Annotated in this window: 19 protein-coding genes; 6 read left to right on the top strand and 13 right to left on the bottom strand. The window is 71.2% G+C overall.

Annotation, left to right across the window (positions count from 1 at the left end; translation table 11 throughout):
• Positions 1-2 precede the first annotated feature (2 nt).
• From ACFQ2V_RS17660 to ACFQ2V_RS17650, 3 genes are all read right to left on the bottom strand, one after another.
• Positions 3-2984, bottom strand: a complete 2982-nt coding sequence (locus ACFQ2V_RS17660) for a S8 family serine peptidase (protein WP_386054179.1) — start codon at positions 2982-2984, stop codon at positions 3-5.
• Between the two features lie 554 nt (positions 2985-3538).
• The gene (locus ACFQ2V_RS17655) at positions 3539-4792 is read right to left on the bottom strand and encodes a hypothetical protein (protein WP_386054178.1); all 1254 of its coding nucleotides are present in this window, start codon (positions 4790-4792) and stop codon (positions 3539-3541) included.
• Positions 4789-5289, bottom strand: coding sequence for a SigE family RNA polymerase sigma factor (locus tag ACFQ2V_RS17650; protein ID WP_386054177.1), 501 nt, complete (start codon positions 5287-5289; stop codon positions 4789-4791). Before ACFQ2V_RS17650 ends, ACFQ2V_RS17655 begins: the two co-directional genes overlap by 4 nt.
• Positions 5290-5416: 127 nt before the next feature.
• On the opposite strand from ACFQ2V_RS17650, the gene ACFQ2V_RS17645 reads away from it, so the two are divergent.
• Positions 5417-5743 carry a DUF952 domain-containing protein gene (locus ACFQ2V_RS17645; RefSeq protein WP_386054176.1) on the top strand — a complete coding sequence of 109 codons (327 nt, stop codon included), beginning with the start codon at positions 5417-5419 and terminating at the stop codon, positions 5741-5743.
• A gap of 94 nt (positions 5744-5837) precedes the next feature.
• Here ACFQ2V_RS17645 and arfB read toward each other — a convergent pair whose 3' ends face one another.
• Genes arfB through ACFQ2V_RS17630 form a run of 3 tightly spaced genes read right to left on the bottom strand, consistent with a single transcriptional unit; the run spans position 5838 to position 8292 of the window.
• The gene (gene arfB / locus ACFQ2V_RS17640; RefSeq protein WP_386054175.1) at positions 5838-6293 is read right to left on the bottom strand and encodes an alternative ribosome rescue aminoacyl-tRNA hydrolase ArfB; all 456 of its coding nucleotides are present in this window, start codon (positions 6291-6293) and stop codon (positions 5838-5840) included.
• A gap of 42 nt (positions 6294-6335) precedes the next feature.
• The gene (locus ACFQ2V_RS17635) at positions 6336-7112 is read right to left on the bottom strand and encodes an SDR family NAD(P)-dependent oxidoreductase (protein WP_386054174.1); all 777 of its coding nucleotides are present in this window, start codon (positions 7110-7112) and stop codon (positions 6336-6338) included.
• 34 nt (positions 7113-7146) lie between these two features.
• Entirely contained in the window at positions 7147-8292 is a 1146-nt protein-coding gene (locus ACFQ2V_RS17630; RefSeq protein WP_386054172.1) for an acyl-CoA dehydrogenase family protein, read from the bottom strand.
• Between the two features lie 130 nt (positions 8293-8422).
• Here ACFQ2V_RS17630 and ACFQ2V_RS17625 point away from each other — a divergent pair, with 130 nt between their 5' ends.
• Complete coding sequence (locus ACFQ2V_RS17625) at positions 8423-9319, top strand: peptidoglycan DD-metalloendopeptidase family protein (RefSeq protein ID WP_386054171.1); 897 nt, start codon at positions 8423-8425, stop codon at positions 9317-9319.
• 144 nt (positions 9320-9463) lie between these two features.
• On the opposite strand, the gene ACFQ2V_RS17620 is transcribed toward ACFQ2V_RS17625, so the two are convergent.
• The 4 genes from ACFQ2V_RS17620 to ACFQ2V_RS17605 are packed head-to-tail and all read right to left on the bottom strand — an operon-like array spanning position 9464 to position 12555.
• Positions 9464-10513 carry an ABC transporter ATP-binding protein gene (locus tag ACFQ2V_RS17620; RefSeq protein ID WP_386054170.1) on the bottom strand — a complete coding sequence of 350 codons (1050 nt, stop codon included), beginning with the start codon at positions 10511-10513 and terminating at the stop codon, positions 9464-9466.
• Positions 10510-11295, bottom strand: a complete 786-nt coding sequence (locus ACFQ2V_RS17615; protein WP_386054168.1) for an ABC transporter permease — start codon at positions 11293-11295, stop codon at positions 10510-10512. Before ACFQ2V_RS17615 ends, ACFQ2V_RS17620 begins: the two co-directional genes overlap by 4 nt.
• Before the next feature lie 37 nt (positions 11296-11332).
• Positions 11333-12163: a molybdate ABC transporter substrate-binding protein gene (modA, locus tag ACFQ2V_RS17610; protein WP_386054167.1), complete on the bottom strand. Its 831-nt coding sequence runs from the start codon at positions 12161-12163 to the stop codon at positions 11333-11335.
• Complete coding sequence (locus ACFQ2V_RS17605; RefSeq protein ID WP_386054165.1) at positions 12160-12555, bottom strand: TOBE domain-containing protein; 396 nt, start codon at positions 12553-12555, stop codon at positions 12160-12162. The genes modA and ACFQ2V_RS17605 overlap by 4 nt, the downstream gene beginning before the upstream one ends.
• A gap of 191 nt (positions 12556-12746) precedes the next feature.
• On the opposite strand from ACFQ2V_RS17605, the gene ACFQ2V_RS17600 reads away from it, so the two are divergent.
• The 4 genes from ACFQ2V_RS17600 (at position 12747) to gabT (ending at position 15662) form a co-directional block, all read left to right on the top strand.
• Positions 12747-13145, top strand: a complete 399-nt coding sequence (locus ACFQ2V_RS17600) for an ArsR/SmtB family transcription factor (RefSeq protein ID WP_386054164.1) — start codon at positions 12747-12749, stop codon at positions 13143-13145.
• Positions 13142-13657: an SRPBCC family protein gene (locus tag ACFQ2V_RS17595; protein ID WP_386054162.1), complete on the top strand. Its 516-nt coding sequence runs from the start codon at positions 13142-13144 to the stop codon at positions 13655-13657. Before ACFQ2V_RS17600 ends, ACFQ2V_RS17595 begins: the two co-directional genes overlap by 4 nt.
• A gap of 5 nt (positions 13658-13662) precedes the next feature.
• Positions 13663-14103 (top strand): VOC family protein, encoded by a 441-nt coding sequence (locus tag ACFQ2V_RS17590; RefSeq protein WP_386054161.1) that lies wholly within the window; start codon positions 13663-13665, stop codon positions 14101-14103.
• Positions 14104-14324: 221 nt separating this feature from the next.
• Entirely contained in the window at positions 14325-15662 is a 1338-nt protein-coding gene (gabT, locus tag ACFQ2V_RS17585; protein ID WP_386054160.1) for a 4-aminobutyrate--2-oxoglutarate transaminase, read from the top strand.
• Between the two features lie 130 nt (positions 15663-15792).
• Here the strand turns inward: gabT and ACFQ2V_RS17580 are convergent, their stop codons facing one another.
• From ACFQ2V_RS17580 to ACFQ2V_RS17570, 3 genes are all read right to left on the bottom strand, one after another.
• On the bottom strand, positions 15793-18165 hold the full coding sequence (locus ACFQ2V_RS17580) for an immune inhibitor A domain-containing protein (RefSeq protein ID WP_386054159.1): 2373 nt from the start codon (positions 18163-18165) through the stop codon (positions 15793-15795).
• A gap of 261 nt (positions 18166-18426) precedes the next feature.
• Entirely contained in the window at positions 18427-19257 is an 831-nt protein-coding gene (locus ACFQ2V_RS17575) for an SGNH/GDSL hydrolase family protein (RefSeq protein WP_386054158.1), read from the bottom strand.
• On the bottom strand, positions 19254-19931 hold the full coding sequence (locus ACFQ2V_RS17570) for a uracil-DNA glycosylase (RefSeq protein ID WP_386054157.1): 678 nt from the start codon (positions 19929-19931) through the stop codon (positions 19254-19256). The genes ACFQ2V_RS17575 and ACFQ2V_RS17570 overlap by 4 nt, the downstream gene beginning before the upstream one ends.
• Between the last annotated feature and the right edge of the window lie 21 nt (positions 19932-19952).

Below are 19952 nucleotides of genomic sequence, written 5' to 3'. Positions count from 1 at the left end.
TGTCAGGCGAGCACCTTGTAGGTCACGGTGAGACGGACCTGGCCCATGTCGTAGTCGTTCTGGGCGTACGCGTTCGGGACGTACACGGTCGCCTCCACCAGGCGGGTCTCGTTCACCAGGGCTGCGGGCGAGACGGACCCGATGGTGCGCCAGCCCGGGCTCGTGCCCGTGAGGACCTCGGGGGTGAACGTGTAGTCGACCGTGCCCCACCTCGTGAAGCCTGCGCCGAGGCGCGACGTCGCCAGGGAGAAGCCGTAGCCCTCGATCTTCAGGGAGCTGTAGCTGATCGCCGCGGGGGCCGTGAAGCGGTAGGTCGCAGCGGCGATCTGGAAGCCGTCGAAACCCCTGTCGCAGATGTTCGACAGCCAGACGCCGGACGCGAAGTCCGACAGCCCCGTGTCGACGTCGGCGCAGTACGCACTCCCGCCGCCCGAGGAGAGCGTGTTCCCGTTCTTGGTCACGGTCGCCGTCTTCGTGACCAGCCTCTTGCTGCTCACCGTGACGGAGTACTTCGCGCTCGTGCGACGGTTGCCTGCTCCGTCCTGTGCGGTGAGGCTCCACGAGTAGGTGCCCGCACCGACGAGCGCGCCCGCCGTGTTGCGTCCGTTCCACGTCATGGTGGTGCGTCCGACGGCGCGGGTGGCGGCGATGCTGCGCACGACGGCCCCTGCGCTGCTGCGCACGGTCAGGGTGACGACGGCGGGCTCGTTGAGCGTCAGGGCCGGCGAGAACGTGTCGCGGTAGGTGTCGGGGTAGGGGTAGAAGCCGGACCCGCTGCCGGTGACCGACGACATCGTCGGCGGAGCCATGTCGACGCGCGCGTAGGTGATGGCCGAGCCGCGCAGGCTCCCGCCGGTGATCGGGCGGGTCGTTGCGAGCTCGAGGCGGTAGGTGCCGCTCGTCGCCCGCGCGCCGCCGTTGAGCAAGCCGTTCCAGACGACGCTGTGGCTCCCCGCCGTGAGCGTTCCGAGGGCGAGGGGCCCGCGGACCACGGCGCCGGCCGCGTTGCGCACCACGAAGGTCACCGTCTCGGTGTCGGGGAGGGAGTAGGTGACCTTCGTCGAGTCGGAGCGGCCGTCGGAGTTCGGGCTGAAGACGCCCGGACTCACGGCGGTGAACCTGGGGTGCAGCGACTGGTTGCTGAAGCTCACGGCTGCCGACGTGGGCCCGGAGCAGGCGCCGGTGGTCGAGCAGCTCACCGCCTGGACCGAGTGCGTGCCGTCGCTGAGGGCGCTGACCGGGTAGGTGAGCGCGAACGGGGCGCTGGTGTCGAGGCCGCGCCGCACGCCGTCGATGACGAAGGCCACGGCGCCACCGGCGGCCGTCGCCGTGAACGTGGCGCTGCCCGAGAGCGTCTGCGACGGCTTGGGCGACGTGATGACCGGGGCCGCGTTGGCGAGCGTCACGCTTGCCTGGGTCAGCGCCGGGTTGCACAGGCCCTTGGTGCTGCAGTCGGCGGCGCTGATGGTGTGCGCGCCGTTCGGCAGGCCCCACGTCGACCAGACTGTCGTGGCCGAGCCGCCACTGGTGGCGACCGGCGCCCCGAGGGGTGAGCCGTCCACGGAGAAGCGCACCTTGGCCGCGCCGGAGGCGGCGGTCAGGCTGACCGGGCCGGAGACCGAGGCGCCGTCCGCAGGGGCCGTGAGGGTCGGCACCGTGTCGGGTCGCAGGGTGTCGAACGCGGCCCGGTAGTCGACCTGGCCGGCGCCGAGCCCGAGGCCCGCGTAGCCGTGCGCCGAGCCGACGATGGCGGCGCGGACGTCGTCGGCGCTCACGCTCCGACGCTGCGACCACAGCAGGGCCGCCTCGGCCGCGACCAGCGGCGTGGAGAAGGACGTGCCGTCGCCCGTCGCGTAGCCGCCCGCCGGGAAGAAGGTGCTGCCGGCGGTCGGCGAGGTGCTGCGGATGGAGGTGCCCGGTGCCGCCACGGTGACCCACGTGCCGTGCTGGGAGAAGGGGGCGCGGTTGCCGGCGGCGTCGGTCGCGCCGACGGCGACGACCTTCGGGTAGGCGGCGGGGTAGCTCGGGTTCGTGCTGCCGTCGTTGCCCGCTGCTGCCACGACGAGCACTCCCTTGCCCACGGCGTACGCGACGGCATCGGACTCGACCTGGTCGGCGGCGGCGCTGCCGAGGCTGAGGTTGATGACGTCTGCTCCGTGGTCGGCAGCCCAGATGATGCCGGCGGCCTCCTTGTCGGCGAACACCTGACCGGCGGGGTCGGCGACCTTGACGGCCATCACGCTGGCGCCCACGGAGGCGCCCGCGATACCGATGCCGTTGTCGGCGGTCGCGGCGGCGACCCCTGCCACGAAGGTGCCGTGCCCCACGTCGTCGGTGACGTCGGTGGAGCCGTCGACGGCGTTGTAGGTGTCGGTGACCCGACCCGCCAGATCCGGGTGGGCCACGTCGACACCGCTGTCGACGACGGCGATGTGCACGGCCGCGTCCCCGCGCTGGACGTCCCAGGCGGCCGGCGCGCCGACTGCTCCGAGGTAGGACGCCGTCGCCGGGTAGTCCGGGTCGTTGGGCAGGAAGGAGAAGGTCTTGCGGCCCACGACGTCGACCCGCGTGACGTCGGCGCGGCCGCGCAGCGCGGCCGCGAAGCCGGTGGCGGCGGTGGCCGGGACCTCCACCGACACGGTGTCGAGCTGCCGGAGCACTCGGCGCTGCGCACCCCCGTGGGCCTTCGCCGAGCGCGCGACGTCGGCCAGCGAGCTGGCGACCTGAGCGCCCTTGCGCACCTTGACCGAGAGCACGACCTTGCCCGAGCCGCGCTGGACCGCCAGGGCGCCCACGCGGCCGGCGGATCCCTTCGTCCCCGGGGACGGCGCCTTCGCCGCATCGGGGTGCAGCTGGCTCAGCTGCTCCCGCTTGGTCGTGGGCGGGTTGCCGTCGCCAGCGGCGAAGGCGGCGGCCGCCGGAGGGACGACCAGTCCCAGCGCGACCACGGCAGACATGACGGAACGGCGGCGCAGCAGCCCCATGGAACCCCCTCGACAGCCCGCCCTGCTCCGATGTCGAGCCACGGCGAGACGAACTCACCCGCACACGAGCGTGACGGGCTGATCGAAAACGTAACCTCCGCCGCGGCGGGTGGCAGCGGAATGGGCGAAATACACATTTCGGGACTTCTCGGGACGTCGGCCGCGACGGTGCTCCCGGTGTCGAGAACCCGGGTCGGCTGCGTCCAAGGGGTACGAGCGGCCCACCGGGCGTCAGTGGCCGGGAACGGTGGCGCAGCCCGTCCGGGTGGGGGGTGGGGACGGGCTGCGCCGAGAACTCCGGCGGAGGGGGGTTGCACCGGAGCGTGGGCGTGCCCGTCGAGCCAGGGGGACTGACGGGCATGCAGCAGGAGCATGACATGAGCGGTGCCACCCGGTATCGACCAACACGCTGACGGCGTGGCGCGCGCCGGTCGGGTCGCCGAACGCGCTCGTTCTCACCGATCGAGGCTACGCCTCCGGCCTCGCGCAGCCCGCCGTGTGCCGTCCGTCCGAGGTGGGCGGACGGCGTACGGCCTCGTGGTGGTCACGTTTCCTCACCGCGGGACGACGTAGCGCGGCTCGGTGAAGCCGTTCGGGTCCTTGACCGCCAGCGGCGGCTGGGCCTGCTGGCACTGCATCGAGAGCGAGCAGCGCTGGAGCGTGTTCTGCGTCGCAGGCGAGACGGGAGTGGACGTGTTGCGTGAGATGACGAAGGTCGACTCGTCGGCCTCGAGGTGCCAGCTCCACGCCGACACGAGACTGGCCGCGTCACCACCGCCGACCACCACGGCGCCGTCGCTGACCCGCACGACGCCTGCGCTGAACCAGAACCCGCCGTCGACGTAGTGCGACCCGACCAGGTAGGTGCCCCTGGTGGAGAACGCCGTCGGCTGGAACATCGTCGGGTTGCCGCTCCGGCCGCACCGCTCGATCGTCTTGGGGAAGCCCGGCTTCGTGAGGTCGACGACGGCCCAGCAGAAGTCCGCGAAGGCGTCGGTCGTGATGTTCCACGACAGGGCGGCACGCGTGCGGTCGGCCGAGACAGCGACGACGTGCGCAGGGAGCCTGCGGGTCACGCCGGTCGTGAGGTCCCACTCGAGCGAGCCCTGGCTCTCGTCGCCGTTCAGGTAGGCGGTGTCGCCGACGACGGCGCCGGCCTCGCGCCGGTCCTGGCGCTGCGCGACCACCGACCCGTCAGGTGCGTAGACCGCGACCGTGTTCGACGACCCGCTCTTGACGAGCACACGGGCGCCGTCGGGCGACACGACGTACGAGTCGCCTCCGGCGACGGCGCGAAGCGTCTTGCCGGCCGACGACAGGATCTCGAGCTCGGTCGGGGCGTCCTGCCGCGACAGGTGCGACTGGAGCACGAAGCCGCCGTTGGACAGCACGGCGAAGCTCTCGACGACGGTGCCCCTCTCGAGGCGGACCACCGTGTCGCCGAAGCGGATGGTGTCGTCGACGGCATACGTGTTGGAACGCGTTGCGACGTCTCCGACCGGCGTGCCGCTCGTGGGCGGACCAGGGTGGGGGGCCGGCTTCTGCGACGGCACCGAGCCGGTCGGTGAGGGGACCGATGTGGTCGTGGTGAGAGCCGGCACGAGTGGCGTGCCGCGGCCGGACCAGAGGGTCGGCACGGCGATGGCGATGGCTGCCACGGCCACGGCGGCGCCGACGACGGCTCGGTTGCGCTGGTCGCGGTGTCGCCTCGCGATGGCGACGGGGGCGAAGTCCCCGGGCACCTCGACGCGGGCCGCCTCCTGCCGAAGCAGGGTCTGGAGCTCCTGCTCCCGGTCGTGGGCGTTCACGGCGTGACCTCCTTCATCGTGCTGCGCAGCGAGCGGATCGCGCGGCTCGTGTGGCTCTTGACGGTGCCGACGGAGCATCCGAGGACCTCCGCGGTCTGCGCCTCGCTGAGGTCCTCGTAGAAACGCAGGACCACGGCGGCGCGCTGCTGCGGGGCGAGCGAGTGCACGTGCGCCCACAGCTCGCCGTCGTGCGCCGGCGCCTCGACCCCTGCCGGGTCCATGATGCGGATCAGCTCGCTGTCGGTCCGCTCGCGGTGGCGCCACGTGCGCCGCCACCACGACGTGTGCTCGTTCACCATGATCTTGCGGACGTACGCGTCGGGGGACTCGACACCGCTGATGCGGTCCCACTTCGCGTACGCCTTGGCGAGCGCCGACTGCACGAGGTCCTCGGCGGCAAACGGGTCGCCCGTGAGCAGGTAGGCGAAGCGGGCGAAGGACTTCTGGCGCGCTCGCACGTAGGCCGAGAAGTCCGCTTCGCGATCGACGTCTCCCACTGGACCCCCTGGGCCGGCGTGGATGGACGCACTCTCAACGCGGTGAGCGGGCGCCGAGGTTGTCGTCGTGCCGGACGATCTCCTCCCAGTGTCCTGCGGCAGGGGTCGGAGGGTGCAGGCTTGGCGGATGATCTACCACCTGGCCGAGGAGGCCGACTGGCAGCAGGCCCGCCGCGACGGCAGCTACACACGGTCGACCCGCGGGGTCTCGCTCGAGGAGGAGGGGTTCATCCACGCCTCGTCGGCCGAGCAGTGGCCGGTGGTGAGGTCACGCTTCTACGCCGACGTCTCGGGCCCGCTCGTGCTGCTGCACATCGACGAGGCACGCCTGACCTCGGAGGTCGTGCACGAGGTCGGCGACCCGGCGACGGGCGAGACCTTCCCGCACGTCTACGGGCCGATCGACGTCGACGCCGTGGTCGACACGACCGTCCTCCCGCCCCCGCACGCCTGACCCGCCCGACCCGCCGCCGCCTTCAGCCGTCGAGAGGCCAACGTATGCCGCTTGGCGCGGGCATCGGCCGCCCGGTCTCCACCGGGTGGTGGCCTCACTCAGGACGGAGACGCCCGCGGCCCGACTTCACCTCTCCCCGCCGCTTCTTGCCGTCGAGGCGTCGCTGCTGCGAGCCCCGGGTCGGGCGGGTCGCTCGGCGCGTGGCCGGCGGCGAGGCGAGAGCTGCCCGCATGAGGTCGGCGAGTCGTTCGCGGGCGGCTGCCCGGTTGCGCAGCTGGGAGCGGTGCTCGCTCGCCACGACCGTGAGCCGCCCACCGACGAGTCGCGGGCCGAGGGCTTCGAGGGCCCTCTCCCGCTGGGCCCGGCTGAGCGCCGTCGACGAGCCCGGCTCGTAGACGAGCTCGACCCGGCTGTCCGTGGTGTTGACGCCCTGGCCACCCGGACCCGAGGACCGGCTGAAGCGCTCGACGAGCTCGACGGCGGGGATGACGAGCCCGCCCCGCAGGCCGGGGCCCGAGGCGATCACGAGGTCTGCGCCGGGCTCGTTCACACCCTCATTGTGCCGAGGCGCGCCCGACCAGGGGAGGAGGCGTCAGCGCGGGGGCATGCGGAGGGCGCCGTCGAGGCGGATGACCTCACCGTTGAGCATCGGGTTGTCGACGATGTGACGCACGAGCGAGGCGTACTCGACCGGGTTGCCGAGGCGCGAGGGGTGGGGCACCTGCTTCTCGAGGATCTCCTTGACCTCACCGGGAAGCCCGGCGAGCATCGGCGTCTCGAAGGTGCCGGGCGCGATCGTCATGACGCGGATCGCCTTGTCTGCCAGGTCTCGTGCGGCGGACAGGGTCAGGCCGACGATGCCACCCTTGCTCGCGGCGTACGCGGCCTGGCCGATCTGGCCGTCGTAGGCCGCGATGCTGGCGGTGTTGACGATGACGCCGCGGTCGCCGTCGACGGGCTCGTTGCCGAGCATCGCGGCGGCGGCCAGACGCAGGACGTTGAAGGAGCCCACCAGGTTGATGTCGATGACGGTCCTGAAGGTGTCGAGCGCGAGCGGGCCGCCGCGTCCGATGACCCGACCGGGGGTGGCGACGCCGGCGCAGTTGACGGCGATGCGCAGCTCACCGAGCGAGGTGGCCTTGTCGACCGCGGCCTGGACCTGCGCCTCGTCGCGCACGTCTGCCGCGACGAAGTGCGCGCTGTCCGCTCGCTCGGCCTCGAGCTCGGCGACGAGCGCCGGCGCGGCCGAGCCCTCGAGGTCGATGATGACGACGGTGGCGCCGTCGGACACGAGGCGACGGGCGGTGGCTCCGCCGAGGCCGGATCCGCCACCGGTGATGACGGCGACGGTTGACGAGTTCAGCTGCATGGCAGGGCCTTTCGGGCGTGGGTGTCCGGTGGGGTCAGCGGGCGAGGAGCTGGCGCGAGATCACGAGCCGCTGGATCTGGTTGGTGCCCTCGAAGATCTGGGTCACCTTGGCCTCGCGCATGTAGCGCTCGAGCGGGAAGTCCTCGGTGTAGCCGGCGCCGCCGAGCACCTGGACGGCGTCGGTCGTCACCTTCATCGCGGCGTCGGTGGCGACGAGCTTGGCGACGGCGGCCTCCTTGCTGAAGCCGCGGCCGGCGTCCTTGAGCCGGGCGGCGTGGAGGTAGGTGGCGCGGGCCGAGGTGACGCCGGCCTCCATGTCGGCGAGCAGGAACGCGAGGCCCTGGAAGTCAGCGATGGGGCGGCCGAACTGCTCGCGCTCCGACGCGTACTCGGTGGCCGCGTCGAGCGCTGCCTGCGCGAGTCCCGTCGCCGCAGCCGCGATGCCGAGGCGTCCGGCGTCGAGGGCCGACAGGGCCATCTTCATGCCGTCGCCCTCCTTGCCGATGAGCCGGGCGCCGTCGACCGGAACCGCGTCGAACATGACCTGTGAGACGGGGTCGCAGTGCAGGCCCATCTTCTTCTCCGGCTCGGCGAAGGTGAGCCCCGGCGCGTCGGCCGGCACGATGAACGTGGACAGGCCCTTGCCACCGGCATCGGAGGTGCGGGCGAACGTCGTGTAGTAGTCGGCGTGGCCCGCGTGCGAGATCCACGCCTTGGTGCCCTTGAGCGACCAGCCCGCGTCGGTGCGTGTCGCGCGCGTCGTCATCGACGCGATGTCCGAGCCGGCGAGAGGCTCGGAGAGGCAGTAGGCGCCGAGCTGCTCGCCGGAGAGCATGCCGGGCAGGAGGGCGTGCTGCTGCTCGGGCGTGCCGAACGTCGCCACGGGGTATGCCGTGAGGCTGTGCACGCTGACGCCGACGGCGACGCTCATCCAGGCGGAAGCGATCTCCTCGACGACCTGGAGGTAGACCTCGTAGGGCTGGTCGGCGCCGCCGAACTCCTCGGGGTAGGGCAGCGACAGCAGTCCTGCGCGACCGAGGGTGCGGAACGTCTCCTCCGGGAAGGAGCGGGCGCGCTCGGCCTCGTCGACCCGGGGCGCGAGGTCTTTGCGACAGATCTCGCGCGTCAGCTCGATGAGGTCCGTGGCTTCGTCGGTCGGCATCAGCCGCGTCGCTGGCATGGCCTAGATACTAGGACGTCCGAGCATTTCGTCCAAAGTGTGAGATGCCGGGGGTTAGGGGCTTGTTAGGGGTGAGCGCTCTGATGACGGGACCAGCACCACAGGGACTGCTCACCAGGGAAGGACAGACATGCTCAGGAAGCTCGGAACGGCCCTCGTCGCCATGGCCGCCCTCACGGCCGCCGCGGTCGTCACGGCGCCCACCGCCAATGCCACGGCTCGCAACGGAGTGTGCGAGAGCGGCGAGTTCTGCCTCTACTACAACAGCAACCAGGCCGGCTCCCGCGTCGACCTCGTCAACTCGCAACGCGACTACGGCAGCGGAGCCGGCTGCATCGAGTTCGTCAGCAGCGGCGCCGGCCAGGGCCAGTGCGTCAAGAACAACACCGCGTCGGTCTGGAACCGCACCGGCAAGCCGGTCTTCGTCTTCTACAACAGCGACTTCGGCGGCACCTACGACCAGATCCCCGACGGTGCGCAGGTCAACCTCAACAGCAACGTCTACAACAACAACGCATCGCAGATCGTCGGCGATGCCTCGCTGCGCTTCCCGCTCGCCGTCAACCAGGCCGACATCAAGAACCGGACGCCGCACTGGTGCTGGGACAGCAAGGTCAACTGCCACCACGACTACAACGCCGCCGACATCTTCGCCGCGACCGGCACCTCCGTCCTGTCGCCCGTGAACGGCACCGTCATGACGAGGAACGTCCGGGCCGGCAGCACCGCGTGCGGCAGCGTGGGCAGCACCGTCACGGTCAAGGACGGCTTCGGCCGGCTCTGGTACTTCGCCCACATGGACGACAGCCCGGCCCCGGTCGTCTCGGTCGGCCAGTCCGTGACCAAGGGCCAGCGCATCGGCTACGTCGGCACGAAGTACCACGCCCTCTGCACCGACTCCCACCTGCACATCGACATGCGTGTGGGTGTCGACGACCGCGTCGGCTGCAGCGCCGCGGCCTGCGCGAGCTACGACTTCGTCAACAACCAGCCGCTGCTGCGCAACGCCTTCCTCGACCTCCCGTGAGCGGTCACCACGGCTGAACCCTCGGGCGGCGGGCGTCGACGCTGTGGCGTCGGCGCCCGCTGCTGCGCGCAACCCATCCCGTATGCCGTGTCGTCCGCGATCGGTCACGGACACCACGTCCGCCACGGTCGGGTCGCCGGAGGCTCAGCGGGCGTAGGTGCGCACCTCGGTGGCCTTCACGGCGGCCCAGACGTGCTGGCCGACCTGCAGCCCCAGCGCCGTGACCGACTCGAGGGTCACCTCGGCCGTCAGGGGCAGGGCCCCGACGAGGCCGACCCGCGCCGACTGGCCCTGCACCGTCACCGACGCGACGCGGAGCTGCCACGTGTTGCGGGGCGAGCCCTCCGGCTCGTGGAGGTGCACCGACACGGCGCTCGGCGCAATGGTCGCCCAGACCCGGCCCTCGGTCGGGCTCGTGGTCATCACCACGACCCCGCCGCCGGTGGCCACGTGCCCGTGCGAGTCGCCTTCTCCGGCATACAGGTTCAACCCGACGACGGTGGCGACGTAGGGGCTGCGCGGCTCGCTGAGCACCTCGGCCGGCGTGCCCGCCTGTGTGACGTGGCCGTCCTCGACGAAGACGAGGTGGTCGGCGAGCGTGAGGGCGTCGAGTGGGTCGTGGGTGACGAGCACCGTGATGCCGCCGTATGCCGCGAGACGGGTCGCGAGGTCGCTGCGGGTGCGTGCCCGGGTGTCGGGGTCCAGGGCGGCGAGCGGCTCGTCGAGCAGGAGGAGGGACGGGTCGGTCGCGAGGGCGCGGGCGAGGGCGACGCGGGCCTGCTGACCGGAGGAGAGCTCGCGGGCGCGGGAGGAGGCGCGGTCGGCGAGACCGACCCGGTCGAGCTCGTCGCGCGCGCGCTGCCTTGCCCGGTGTCGGTCGACGCCGCGGCTACGTGGGCCGTAGGCGACGTTGTCGAGCGCGGAGAGGTGGGGGAAGAGCAGGCTGTCGGCGAGCATGAGGCCGACGGTCCGCCGCTCGGGGGGCAGGGCTCGGCGCCCGTCGTCCCAGAGCTGGCCGTCCACCCGGACGTGGCCCTCGGCGACGGCCAGCACCCCCGCGAGGGCGAGCACCGTCGTCGTCTTGCCGCCGCCGTTGGGTCCGAGCACCCCGATGACCTGACCCGGCTCGGCCCGCAGCGCCACGTCGACGTCGATCGCACCGCGCGAGAGGCGAACTCGGGCGTCGAGGCTCATCGCAGCCACCTGCCGCGCAGCACGCCGAGCACGATCACGCTGACGGCCAGCAGCATGATCGAGATCGAGATCGCCACCTGCGGGTCGCGTTCGAGCTCGACGTAGACGAGCAGAGGGAGGGTCTGCGTGCGGCCCTGGAAGTTGCCGGCGAAGGTGATGGTCGCGCCGAACTCGCCGAGCGCGCGGGCCCAGGCGAGGGCGAGACCGCTCGCGATGCCGGGCAGCACGAGCGGGACCGCGATCGTGCGCAGGTAGCGCAGGTCGGTCGCCCCGAGGGTGCGCGCCACCGACTCGAGCCGCGGGTCGAGCCCGCGCATCGCGCCCTCGACCGCGAGCACGTAGTAGGGCATCGCGACGAAGGTCTCGGCGAGCACGACGGCCACGGTCGTGAAGGGGATCTGCACCCCGAACGGCGCGAGGCGCTGGCCGAGCAGCCCGTTGCGGCCCCACGTCATGAGCAGGGCGACGCCGCCGACGACGGGCGGCAGCACGAGCGGCACCGTGAGCAGCGCCCGCACCCAGCTCGCCGCCGGGTGGTCGGACCGTGCGAGGAACCAGGCGAGGGGAGTGCCGAGCAGGAGGCAGAGCACCGCGGTCGAGGTCGTCGTCGTGAGTGAGAGCCGCAGTGCCGGAAGCACGGTCGGCGTCGCGAGGTCGGACGGGATGCGCGCCCAGTCGGCCCGCAGGAGCAGTGCGAGTAGCGGCACGACGAGCAGCAGCACCGCCAGCCCTGCTGGGACGCCGAGCGCGACGCGTGTGCGCCACCGGCCGGCATACCTCATGTCACGGCATCCTTCCGGGCGCCGACCCTCCCGACGGTCAGGGCGCGCCGAGGCCGAACGACTGCACGGTGGCGAGGCCCTTCGCGCTGAGCAGGTAGGCGACGAAGGCCTTGGTCGCCGGGTCGTCCGCGAGCGTGATGACGGGGTAGTCGAGCCGGGTGTTGAACGACGCCGGGATCTCGACGCCCCTGACGGCATCCTTCGCAGCGACGACGTCGGAGTGGTAGACGACCGCGGCGTCGGCCTCGCCCAGCTTCACCTTGGCGAGCGTGGCCTTGACGTCGACCTCCTTGCTGACGACGTCGGGAACGATGCGGGCCTTCGTGAAGGTGGCCTGCGCGGCCTTGCCGCACGGCACGGTGTCCGCGCAGAGGACGACCTTGACCGTGGGCTTGGCGAGGTCGTTGATCGACGTGACGCCGGCTGGGTTGCTCGGCGGCACGGCGATCTCGAGGACGTTGGTGGCGAAGGTCTTCGTGTCCTTGACGAGGCTCTTGTCGAGCGGGTCGGCCGCCGCGGTGCCGGCGAGGGCGATGACCTGCGCGGGGGCGCCGTTGTTCACCTGCTGCACGAGGGTGCTGCTCGAGCCGAAGGACGTCTCTACGGTCACGCCGGGGTTCGCGGCCTCGAAGTCCTTCTTCAGCCGGTCGAACGACTCGGTGAGCGAGGCGGCCGCGAGCACCGTGACACTGCCCTCGAGGCCCTGCGGCTGCGCCGCCGAGCCACCGGACCTGCCCGGCTGTCCGGTGCCGTCGGCGGAGCTGGTCGGGCTGGTGCTGCCACAGGCGGCGAGGACCACCGTCGCGAGCGCGGCGGCCACGCCGGCCGTGAGAGGGCGGCGGTGACGTGTCGGCGTGGTCGCGCTCATACGGGAACCTCCACGACCACGTGGGTCGACTTGACGCTGGCGACGGCGACGGAGCCGACCTCGAGGCCGAGGTCGTCGACCGACTCGCTCGAGAGCAGCGAGACGATGCGGAACGGGCCGCACTGCATCTCGACCTTGGCCATCACGGTGTCCTTCGTGATCGCGGTGACGATGCCGCGCATCCGGTTGCGGGCCGAGGCCCCGCCGATGGCGCCGACCGCGGCCGGGTGGGCCAGCTCCTGGGCGACCGCGGCGAGCTGGGCCCCGTCGACGGTGCGCCGACCGGCCTCGTCGGTGGCCCCGCCGAGCCGGCCGGAGTCGACCATGCGGCGCACGGTGTCGTCGGAGACGCCGAGCAGTGCGGCGGCCTCCGTGATGCGCAGATGCGGCATGAACGTGATCCTATACCCGCAACTGCGGCTGTTGTCGCAGTCGCCGAGGCGCGCCGGCGCTCGACGCAACCACCCACGCGACCGCCGAGTCCTCCGTGGCACGGATCGCCGTGTCGAGGGCGCAGGGGTTGACATCGAGACGGAAGCGGCGTGTAATCAATGTACTGATTGATAAAGGAGTTGGTTGACAAGTGATCCTCTCGCCGGTGTCGGACGCCGACCTCGACCGCGCCTTCGCGGCCCTGGCCGACCCCGTCCGGCGCGCGATCATCGCCCGCCTCAGCCGGGGCCCGGCCACCGTCAACGAGCTCGCCGAACCGTTCGAGATCAGCAAGCAGGCCGTGAGCAAGCACATCCAGGTGCTCGAGCTCGCCGGACTGGTGAGCCGCAGCCGCGACGCCCAGCGTCGACCGGTCCACCTCGAGGCCGCACGTCTCGAGTCCCTGACGGCCTGGATCGACCGCTACCGCCTCCTCGCCGAGCAGCGGTTCCGCAGCCTCGATGCCCTTCTCGAGCGCACCACCACGCAGGACGCACCCCACACCGACACGCACGACACGAACGACACGAACAAGGAGCAGCAGTCATGAGCAACCCACTGAACATCGACGCCCCCGCCGGCAAGCCGTGGATCGACTTCACGCGCGAGTTCGACGCCCCCGTCGAGGCCGTCTTCAACGCCCACCGCGACCCCGAGCTCGTGCGCCAGTGGCTCGGACCACGCGGCTACGAGATGGTCATCGACCACTGGGACTTCACCTCCGGCGGTGGCTACCGCTACACCCACCGTGACGGTGACAACGTCTACGGCTTCCGCGGCACGTTCCACACCATCCGCGACAACGAACTCGCGATCCAGACCTTCGAGTTCGAGGGCGCCCCCGACGAGGTCGCCATCGAGTTCATGCGCTTCGTCGACCTCGGCGACGGCCGCTGCCGGCTCGAGGGGCACAGCGTCGGCCCGAGCGTCGAGGGTCGCGACATGATGGTCGAGAGCGGCATGGAGAAGGGCATGGTCGAGGGCTACGAGCGGCTCGACGAGCTCCTCGGTGCCGCCGCCACGTCCACCACCGACTCCACCTCCGCGACGGCGCAGGCCTGAGCGCCATGGACTGGACCCTCGAGGTCGTCATCGTCCCGGTCAGCGACCTCGACGCCGCGATCGCCTTCTACCGCGACCAGGTCGGGTTCACCCTGGACCACGACACGAAGAACGAGCACATGCACGTCGCCCAGCTGACTCCGCGCGGCTCCGGCTGCTCGATCGTCGTCGGCGACATCCCTTCGCAGCAGGAGATGGCCCCCGGCTCGCTCAAGGGAGTGCAGCTCGTCGTCGCCGACGCCGAGGCGGCGCGTGCCGAGCTCGTCGGCCGCGGTGTCGAGTGCTCGGAGGTCCAGACCATCGACCCCCGCGACGGCGGCACGTTCTTCGGGTTCGCCGACCCCGACGGCAACACGTGGGCGGTCCAGCAGATCAAGGCCCGCGCCGACAAGCCGTTGATCCCGGTCGACCACCGCGGCCGTTTCGGTGAGGGCATGGAGCTGTGACCCACCGGCCGGCGGTGCGACGACAGGGTGTGCCGCCGGCCGACCCCAGCAAGCAGACGAGGAGAGAGACCATGAGCAGGGCTCGAACGACTCGTTCGGTCGCGGAGCCTATGCTCCACTGACGGGTTCGCGCCCCAACGCGTCGTTCGGCTACGGAATGCGTGTCCGCGTGTGCCCGCCCGGGTTCCGCTGGGAGGCCCCGCGACGGCATACTGACGCGCATGAGCAGCGTCCCCCAGCAGCGCGTCCTCCGGACCGCGATCCCCGGCCCGAGGTCCACCGAGCTCCAGCAGCGCAAGACCGCCGCCGTCTCGGCCGGCGTCTCCACCGGCCTCCCCGTCTACGTCGAACGCGCCGGCGGTGGCATCCTCGTCGACGTCGACGGCAACCAGCTCATCGACTTCGGCTCCGGCATCGCCGTCACCACGGTCGGCAACGCTGCGCCCCGGGTCGTCGAGCGCGTCACGGAGCAGGTCCAGGACTTCACCCACACGTGCTTCATGGTGACTCCCTACGAGGAGTACCTCGAGGTCGCCGAGGCCCTCAACGAGCTGACCCCCGGTGACCACGAGAAGCGCTCGGCCCTGTTCAACTCCGGCGCCGAGGCGGTCGAGAACGCCGTCAAGGTCGCGCGCCACTGGACCGGCCGCGACGCCGTCGTCGCCTTCGACCACGCCTACCACGGCCGCACCAACCTGACGATGGCCCTGACGGCCAAGAACATGCCGTACAAGCACCGCTTCGGGCCGTTCGCCGGCGAGGTCTACCGCGCGCCGATGAGCTACCCGTTCCGCTGGCCGGGCGGCCCGGCCGACTGCGCCAAGGAGTCGTTCGACGTCTTCGTCCAGCAGGTGCACGCGCAGGTGGGGGAGGAGAACCTCGCCGCCGTCATCCTCGAGCCGATCCAGGGCGAGGGCGGGTTCATCGTGCCCGCACCGGGATTCGTCAGGCAGGTGGCCGACTGGTGCCGCGACAACGGCATCGTCTTCATCGCCGACGAGGTGCAGACCGGCTTCTGCCGCACCGGCGACTGGTTCGCCAGCGAGCACGAGGACGTCGTGCCCGATCTCGTCACGACGGCCAAGGGCATGGCCGGCGGCCTTCCGCTCGCCGGCGTCACGGGTCGCGCCGAGATCATGGACGCCGTCCACGGCGGCGGCCTCGGCGGCACGTACGGCGGCAACCCCGTCGCGTGCGCCTCTGCCCTCGGTGCCATCGAGACGATGAAGGCCGACGACCTCTGCGGTCGCGCGAAGCAGGTCGAGGCGCTTTTCGTGCCGCGTCTCGAGGCGCTCGCCGCGCAGTACCCGCAGATCGGCGACGTCCGCGGCCGCGGTGCGATGCTGGCGGTCGAGCTCGTCAACGGCGAGGGCGACCTCACCCCGAACGCCGCCCTCACCGCCGCCGTCAACAAGGCCTGCCACGCCGCGGGCCTCGTCACGCTGACGTGCGGCACCTACGGCAACGTCTTCCGCTTCCTGCCGCCGCTCGCGGCGAGCGACGAGCTGCTCTCCGAGGGCCTCGACATCTTCGAGAAGGCCTTCGCCGAGTCCGTCTGAGAGGCGCCCGAGGCCGTATGCCGCCTGGTTCCCTTCCAGCGCAACGGAACCAGGCGGCATACGGCCTCGAAAGCCGAGAGGCCCGCCCCCGTGAAGGGGCGGGCCTCTCTGTGTCGCAAGGGGTTGCGCGTCAGCGCTTCCAGACCTTGACCGTCATCGACGTGCCGTTCTGGCCCGTGATCCCGATGTTGACACCGTTGTTCTGGACCTTCACACCCGTGGTCGGGGTGCTCGAGTACCAGTACTGCTTGCTGTCGTCGAACACCGGCTGTGCGGCCTTGCCCGTGATCCGGTAGCCGACGCTGTTCTTGTGGTACGTGAACGAGTCGGACGTCTCCAGCGAGAACGGGGCGTCGTAGCCGGCGATGCGCGGACGCAGCAGCGTGCCGTCACCGACCGGCACCGGCGCCGGGTTGGCGTCGATCGGCAGGATCTCACCCTCGCCCGGGTGCACGCCGGTGTTGTTGTCGGCCTGAGAGAGGTCCCAGTAGCTGATGAGCAGGCCGTCCTGGTAGGGGAAGTGCTCGACGAAGTCGGGCTTCGTGTTCAGCCAGCCGAAGTTGTACGGGCCGCTCTGGAGGTACTGGTCGAACGACACGTAGTCACGGTGCGACGCGATGTAGTAGTTCGGGTAGTCCGTGGTCGTCTCGCTGCCGACGGCCGAGAAGCCGTTGAGGGTCCAGCCCTCGGTGCCGGTCTCGGCACCGGAGTCGACGATGGTGGCGCCACCCGAGACGACCTTGACGTCGTCGACGAAGAAGCCGCGCTCCGTGTAGGCCGGGTCGGTGGCGTAGCGGAAGCGCAGGCCCACCGTCTTGCCCGCGTAGGCGGACAGGTCGAACGTCGCGGGAACCCACGTGTCGTTCGTCGTGCCGGTGATGCCGTTGTTCTCCTTGCCGGTGATGTTGCCCGCGATGGTCGCCCAGCCGGAGCCGTCGTCGACCTCGACGTAGGCGAAGTCGCAGGTGCAGTCCTCGATGAAGTAGTTCGTCTGGAACGACAGCGTCGAGGTGCCCGCGGCGAGGGTGACGTCACGCGTCATCGTCGCGTTCGTGGCGTCCTGGCGACCGCCGTACCAGGTCTTCGAGCCGGCGTACGGCGTCGCGAGCTTGGTGACGACGGTCTTGTCGGGAAGGCCGACGATGATCGCCTGCTTCTTCGCCGAGTTGTACTCGTGCGGGCCGAGGTCGACCGTGGTGCCGCCCGCCGTGACGGTCGGGACGTACTTGTAGTCGAGCCAGCCGAGGAAGAGCTTCTCCCAGGCGCCGAAGTCGGAGCCGCGCGAGCCGATCGACTTGTCCTTCGGGCCTGCCTGGCGGCTCTGGGACATCATGGACCACCAGTTGACGCCGTTGTCGGCGCCGCTGGCCGTGTCGTAGAGGTCTGGCAGGCCGAGGTCGTGGCCGTACTCGTGCGTGAAGACGGACATGCCGCCGTTCTCGGGCTGGATCGTGTAGTCGCCGACCCACAGGCCGGTGTCGCCGATCTGCGTGCCGCCGTTGAGGTTGCCCGCGGGGCCCTGCCTGCCGGCGGTGTTGTAGTAGGCGAACCAGCGGTGCGACCAGATGGCGTCCTCGCCCTGGATCGGGTCGCCGTCGGCCTGGTCGCCACCGGCGTGCACGATCTGGAAGTGGTCGATGTAGCCGTCGGGCTCGTTGAAGTTGCCGTCGCCGTCGGCGTCGTAGCGGTCCCACTGGTCGTAGGTCGCGAGCGTCGCCTTGATCTGGGCGTCGGTCTGGCCCTTGGCCTTCTGGTCGGCGACCCACTGGTTGACGGCGTCGCGCACGAGGGCCCACGTGTTGGTGCACACGTGCGAGCCGCAGACGTCGCGGCCGTAGCGGGCCTCGTTGAAGGGCACCTTGACCCAGTCGGAGACCTGGCCGTCGATGCTGTAGCGGCCCGAGCTCTGTCGCTCGTACCACTGCTTGACCGTCTCCTGGGCGCCGCCGGCACCGATGGTGCCGCCGTTGCCGAAGTAGAGGTTCTGGAAGTAGTCGCGGCTGTAGTTCGCGTTCCAGTTCGTCGAGTTGTCGAGCGTGCGGTCGGGTTGCGGGATCGCGTTGTGCAGCGGGCCGTCCCACGTCGTCGGCCCGGGCGTCGCCGGGTCGGAGTCGATGTCGGGGTAGCTGGTGCTGCGCTGGTTTCCGAACTCCGCGAGCACGACGAAGATCTTGTCGGTGCCCTCTCGGCCGACCTCGACGTACTCGTCGGTGGCGCCGGTGCCCTTCTTGCCGGTGGAGATCTTGGCGACGGTGCTCTTGCCCTGCTTGACGGCGGTGGCCTTGCCGTCGAGGACCTCGGTGAGTGCCCGCTGCTTGAGCGCGCGCGCCTTGTCCTGCTGAGGGCTCGAGAACTCGTCCGAGCCGGACGGTGCCGCGGCGTCGCCGACGTGCACGTTGTTCGGGCTGGCGGCGGGAAGGGCGCCGACCATCGGGGCTCCGATGGACACCCCCATTCCTGTGGCCAGGGCGAGGCTGAGCAGCCCCACAGACGTCCTACGCACGAAACCTCCTTGTTTCGACGGCTCGGGTGGCCGTCAGTGCGCATCACGTGCGCCCCCGATCGGGAAAGCCGCACGTTGTGTGCTGGATGGAGGGTCGCCGCCACCGCGCGCGACCCGAGGGAGACCTAATCACCTGCGACCTACTTCGCACCAGAGGCCGTAGCGGAAAATTTCAGGAGATTCTCAGGACATTCCGGGCTTGCCCCGAAGATGCCGCGGTATGCCGTCGGGTCGGCCGTCAGTCCAGGGTCGGCGCAGGGGTCAGTCCAGGGGTCGGTCCAGCGGGGCCACGTCGGGGCGCTTGGCCTGGCGGTGGTCACCCGACGAGCGGCCGGTCAGGCGGCGGTGCACCCAGGGGCCGACGTACTCCTTGGCCCACTGGGCGTTGGCCTGCAGCGTCTCGCGCCGCCCGATCGGGGGAGCGGGGTCGAGCGGGACGGCCCAGTCGGTCTCGGCGGGCGTGTGCCCGAGCGCCTCGAGCGCGGCGAGCGACACCCGCCGATGGCCCTCGGTCGTCATGTGGATGCGGTCCTCGGCCCACATCCGCCAGTCGCGCAGCGCGTGCAGTCCCCACTGGTCGATGACGTGGGCGCCGTTGCGCCGCGCGATGCTCCAGATGTTGGCGGTGTGGATGGCGGCTCGACCCCGGGTCGCCTTGACCAGTGGGGCATCCGCGGGGTCGACGGGCGTTGCCATCAGCACGTCGGCGCCGGTCGCCCGGATGCGCGCCACCGCTGCCTCGAGCCGGGCGGCCAGCCCGTCGAGGTCGGCCTTGGGCCGGAGGATGTCGTTGCCGCCGCCCACGATGCTCACGAGGTCGGGCTGCAGGGCCAGGGCGTCCTCGAGCTGGGGTCCGACGACGTCGGCGAGCTTGCGACCCCGGACCGCGAGGTTGGCGTAGCCGAAGTCGAGCCCCTCGCTGCGCGCGATCTCCGACAGCTGTGCCGCGAGCCGGTCTGCCCAGCCGGCGAACTCGCCGTCGTGGCCGAAGGACGGGTCGTCGTCGCACATGCCCTCGGTGAACGAGTCGCCGATGGCCACGAAGCGGGTCCAGACGACGGGTCCGGAGACGCCGGGTGCGGGCTGGGTCATGTCAGCCTCCAGTCGATGGGTGGGGCGCCCTGCTGGGTGAGCAGGTCGTTGGTGCGGCTGAAGGGGCGCGAGCCGAAGAACCCGGATCGGGCCGACAACGGCGAGGGGTGCGCTGACTCGATGCGGGGCACGCTGCCGAGCATCGGCGCGAGCGACTGCGCCTGGCGTCCCCAGAGGATGGCGACCAGTGGACCGCCGCGGGCCGCCAGCGCCGAGATCGCTTGCGCGGTAACGGTTTCCCAGCCCTTCCCCTGATGGCTGGCGGACCGGCCCGGCTGGACTGTGAGCACCCTGTTGAGCAGCATGACACCCCGCTCGAACCACGGCGTCAGGTCTCCGTTGACCGGTGTGGCCAGGCCGAGGTCGCTGTTCAGCTCCTGGTAGATGTTCTGGAGCGACCGCGGGACGGGGCGCACGTCGGGCGCGACGCTGAAGCTCAGGCCGACCGGGTGGCCGGTCGTCGGGTAGGGATCCTGGCCGACCACGAGCACCCGCACCTCGGGCAGCGGCAGGGTGAAGGCGCGCAGCACGTGGTGGCCGGCGGGCAGGTAGCCGCGCCCGGCGGCGACCTCGGCACGCAGGAACTCACCCAGCTGCGTGATCGTGTCGGCGACCGGCTCGAGGGCGGGCACCCACGTCGGGTGGACGAGCTCGGAAAGGGGTCGCGCCGGCACGGCCACACGCTACCCCTGCCT

It is taken from the genome of Terrabacter terrigena, assembly GCF_042676085.1.
Lineage (GTDB): Bacteria > Actinomycetota > Actinomycetes > Actinomycetales > Dermatophilaceae > Terrabacter > Terrabacter terrigena.
This window is presented reverse-complemented; position numbering and strand designations above follow the sequence as displayed.

Bases quoted from the DNA above. Each gene is read 5' to 3' on its own strand.
- ACFQ2V_RS17635 (WP_386054174.1), bottom strand. From the start codon at position 7,112: ATGCAGCTGAACTCGTCAACCGTCGCCGTCATCACCGGTGGCGGATCC.
- gabT (WP_386054160.1), top strand. From the start codon at position 14,325: ATGAGCAGCGTCCCCCAGCAGCGCGTCCTCCGGACCGCGATCCCCGGC.
- ACFQ2V_RS17645 (WP_386054176.1), top strand. From the start codon at position 5,417: ATGATCTACCACCTGGCCGAGGAGGCCGACTGGCAGCAGGCCCGCCGC.
- ACFQ2V_RS17575 (WP_386054158.1), bottom strand. From the start codon at position 19,257: ATGACCCAGCCCGCACCCGGCGTCTCCGGACCCGTCGTCTGGACCCGC.
- ACFQ2V_RS17595 (WP_386054162.1), top strand. From the start codon at position 13,142: ATGAGCAACCCACTGAACATCGACGCCCCCGCCGGCAAGCCGTGGATC.
- ACFQ2V_RS17605 (WP_386054165.1), bottom strand. From the start codon at position 12,555: ATGCCGCATCTGCGCATCACGGAGGCCGCCGCACTGCTCGGCGTCTCC.
- ACFQ2V_RS17615 (WP_386054168.1), bottom strand. From the start codon at position 11,295: ATGAGGTATGCCGGCCGGTGGCGCACACGCGTCGCGCTCGGCGTCCCA.
- ACFQ2V_RS17660 (WP_386054179.1), bottom strand. From the start codon at position 2,984: ATGGGGCTGCTGCGCCGCCGTTCCGTCATGTCTGCCGTGGTCGCGCTG.
- ACFQ2V_RS17625 (WP_386054171.1), top strand. From the start codon at position 8,423: ATGCTCAGGAAGCTCGGAACGGCCCTCGTCGCCATGGCCGCCCTCACG.
- ACFQ2V_RS17630 (WP_386054172.1), bottom strand. From the start codon at position 8,292: ATGCCAGCGACGCGGCTGATGCCGACCGACGAAGCCACGGACCTCATC.
- ACFQ2V_RS17620 (WP_386054170.1), bottom strand. From the start codon at position 10,513: ATGAGCCTCGACGCCCGAGTTCGCCTCTCGCGCGGTGCGATCGACGTC.
- modA (WP_386054167.1), bottom strand. From the start codon at position 12,163: ATGAGCGCGACCACGCCGACACGTCACCGCCGCCCTCTCACGGCCGGC.
- ACFQ2V_RS17590 (WP_386054161.1), top strand. From the start codon at position 13,663: ATGGACTGGACCCTCGAGGTCGTCATCGTCCCGGTCAGCGACCTCGAC.